Raw genomic sequence first — 3,388 nt, forward strand, 5'->3', positions numbered from 1 at the left:
TGGGCGCGCCGCTCAGAAAGTAGACCAAACGCCGCTCGGAAAGTAGACCACCTGAGGGTTTGATGGCGGGCTTGCCGGATCGGGGGATCCGGGGTTCGCTGGAGGATGCTCAGGATGGACCAGGTGCATGTCGTTCGACACAAAGTGCTCGTGGAGGGCCGGACGCAGCGGGCCGTGTCTCGCGAGTTGGGGATCGCCAGGGTCACTGTTCGCAAGTACTTAGAGCAGCCGGCCCCGGGCCGGAGGGAGACCACGGCTCGGCCTCGGCCGGTCTGGGATGCGGTCGCGGAGCGGGTGCAGGCGGTGCTCGTCGATTCGGTTCGGTGGACCGCCGGCAAGCAGCGTCTGACGGCCACGCGGCTGCACGCGATGCTGGTCGCCGAGGGGCACGCCGTCGGCGTGACGGTCGTGAAAGAGGCGGTCGCCGAGTGGAAGCGGCAGCGCCGCGAGGTGTTCGTGCCGCTGACGTATCGGCCGGGCGATCTCGCGGAGGTCGATTTCTTCGAGGTCTTCGTCGATGTGGGCGGGACGCGTCGCAAGGCGTGGCTCTTCCTGATGCGGCTGATGTACTCGGGCCGCGACTTCGCGTGGATCTACGAGCGGCAAGACCAGATCAGCTTTCTCGATGGGCACGTCCGGGCGTTCGCTCACTTCGAGGGCGTGCCGGCGCGGGTCGCCTACGATAATCTGCGCGCCGCGGTCGTGCGGATCCTGGTCGGTGGCGCGCGGACGCTGACGCCGCGGTTCGCGGCGCTGGCCTCCCACTATCTGCTCGAAGCGTGTTTCTGTCGGCCCGGCGAGGGCCATGATAAAGGCGGCGTCGAGTCCCGGGGGCAAGCCGTCCGGCACCAAGCGCTCGTCCCGATTCCCGTCGGCCCGTCGCTCGCCGTGATTAATGAGACGCTGCTGGCGCAGATGGATGCCCGGCTCGACACGAAGCGGGATGCGGCGGGGCACACGATCGGCGAGCGCTTCACCGAAGAGCAGCGGCAGTTGCGTGGCGTGGCGGCGCCGTTCGCGCCGGAGGCCACGACGTTCGCCACCGTCTCCCCGCGCGCGCTGGTCCGGCTCGAGGGCGCGGTGTACTCGGTGTGGACGCGCTGGGCGGGGCTCGACCTCGTGGTGCGCGTCGGCGCCACCACCGTGACGATCGTGGGCCGCGACGGCCGCCGCGTGACGCACCCGCGGAAACGCTTCGGCGAGCGCGCGATCGACTATCGCCATTACCTCGCGGAGCTCGCGCGCAAACCGCAGGCGGTCCGCCAGGTATTGCCGGAGCTGCTGCGGGATCTCGGCGAGCCCTTCCCGGCGATCTGGGATCAGCTCCTCGGCGCGCATGGACCGCGCGAGGCCGCGCGGCACCTGGCCAAGGTGCTCGGCCAGCTGGAGACACACGGCGCCGCAGTGGTCGTGCCGGCGTTGCGCCTCGCGCTGACGACCGGTGCGCCCGTGCTGCTCGCGCTGGCGCCGTCGCCGCCCCGGGTGGCGCTCGACGCGCTGCCGGCCACGCTGCGCGACATCGACGTGGCCAGCGGCTGCGCCGCCGACTACGACGGCTGGCTCCTTGGCGGTGTCGCATGAGCGGCACCGCGCTGGCCCGCGAGCTGGTCGTCGTGCAGACCCGCGCGCTGAAATTGCCAGGCATCGCACGCGCGTTCGACGCGCTCGCCCGTCAAGCACGCGAGGCCCACTGGGCGCACGAAGACTACCTCCACGAAGTCCTCACGGCGGAGCAGGCATCACGCCACGAATCGGTGATCCGCCAGCGACTCCGTGAGGCGCGCTTTCCCGAGGTGAAGACCCTCGATACGTTCGATTTCACGACCGCCGACGGCGTGAGCGCGACGCAGATCCACACGCTCGCACGCGGTGAATGGGTCACCGCGCCAGAGAATCTGATCTTGGCGGGTCCGATCGGTACCGGTAAAACGCATCTGGCGATCGCACTCGGCGTGGAGGCGACGAAGCAGAAACGCCGCGTCCTCTTCACGCGGGCGGCCGACCTCGTGCGTCAGCTGATTGAAGCCCGCGATGCCCGCGAGCTGACCCGGCTCCAGCAGCGGCTGCTCCGCGTGGACGTGCTCATCGTCGACGAGCTCGGGTTTGTGCCGTTCGATCGCGTCGGCGGCGAGCTGCTCTTCAATCTCCTCACGGATCGCTATGAGCGACGCGCGACCGTCGTCACCACCAATCTCGCGTTCGCCGAATGGGTCACCGTGTTTGCGGGCGACGAGAAACTAACGACCGCGCTCCTCGATCGATTGGCGCACCACGCCACGGTGCTCACGACGAAAGGCAAAAGCTATCGCATGCGGAAGCGCCGCGGCCGAGAAGAGGCATCGTGATCCGTTGATTCACCGGTGGTCATCACGGGGCGTGGCAGCCTCGCAGGTCAGTCCGGGCGCTCGCCGGCCCAGGCCGGCTCACGCTGTCGCCAACGAATGGGAGGGGGCAGATTTCGTGTCGGCGTGGCAAACCACGTAGAATGAACGCCCTTCAGGTGGTCTACTTTCCAAGCGGCGTACTGGTCTAGTTTCCGAGCGGCGCAACCAACATGCAAAGAGTAGCGCCGCGCGAATCGCCGCCACCATTGAGCACCACATCGGTTCGAGCCTCTCGTCTGTCTATGATTCGTCCTTGGGGGCGCACAAAGGTCGTGGCCGCGGTGAGCCAACAATGATGTCGAATGGAATCGATGGGCATGAAGGAGACATCAGATGAGCGCCACGATGACGGCTTCGGCGAGCGCCAGATCTGTTTCGTTGACCGTTCGCGCGACACGGCCTAACCTCTCGATGTCGGCTGAGCTCGCTCGGATTCGGAGCGAATACCTTGAAATGCCTGGGCTCGTCTTGACGTTGCCGCAGGCGGCGCGTCTATGGGGGATTAGTACTGGACGCGCGGCCGAGCTTCTGACGATGCTTCTCGATGCTGGCTTTCTTGCGTGCGACAGAGAGACGGCTTACCGTCGGCAACGATGATCGTCCGCAATGTGCCAATCGAAGGGACATCGTTCATGGATCTACATGTCAAGGCCATTTCGACGCATGATCTACCGCCGCGCCAGCCTGATCGGCTCCGCGCACACGCGGTGGTTCGCGTCGACGATCAGGCAAATCCTCCATGCGATGTCGTCGACGAAGCGTCGAGCGAATCGTTCCCTGCCAGCGATCCTCCATCTTGGACTCTTGGCGTTGAGAAGACTCCGGCGTTTTCGTGAAAGAACGACGTGGTTGATCGAGACTCAGGACGGCGACCGCTCCTCGTTCACGAACCCGAAATCGCGCGTCGTCTCGCCGCGCGGTTCCAGATCGCGCATCTCCTGACACGCCATTCGGAGCGTCACGTCTGGGCGCTATTCATGTTTTGAACGGGTTTGCGACGATCG

At 66.4% G+C, this 3,388-nt stretch carries 2 protein-coding genes; both read left to right on the top strand.

The features are described from left to right. Positions 1 to 114 precede the first annotated feature (114 nt). Positions 115 to 1,581 carry an IS21 family transposase gene (istA, locus tag VGI12_17385; protein HEY2434451.1) on the top strand — a complete coding sequence of 489 codons (1,467 nt, stop codon included), beginning with the start codon at positions 115 to 117 and terminating at the stop codon, positions 1,579 to 1,581. After that, positions 1,578 to 2,345: an IS21-like element helper ATPase IstB gene (gene istB, locus VGI12_17390; protein ID HEY2434452.1), complete on the top strand. Its 768-nt coding sequence runs from the start codon at positions 1,578 to 1,580 to the stop codon at positions 2,343 to 2,345. The genes istA and istB overlap by 4 nt, the downstream gene beginning before the upstream one ends. Positions 2,346 to 3,388 lie beyond the last annotated feature (1,043 nt).

Source organism: Vicinamibacterales bacterium, assembly GCA_036496585.1.
GTDB lineage: Bacteria > Acidobacteriota > Vicinamibacteria > Vicinamibacterales > 2-12-FULL-66-21 > JAICSD01.

Bases quoted from the DNA above. Each gene is read 5' to 3' on its own strand.
- istA (HEY2434451.1), top strand. From the start codon at position 115: ATGGACCAGGTGCATGTCGTTCGACACAAAGTGCTCGTGGAGGGCCGG.
- istB (HEY2434452.1), top strand. From the start codon at position 1,578: ATGAGCGGCACCGCGCTGGCCCGCGAGCTGGTCGTCGTGCAGACCCGC.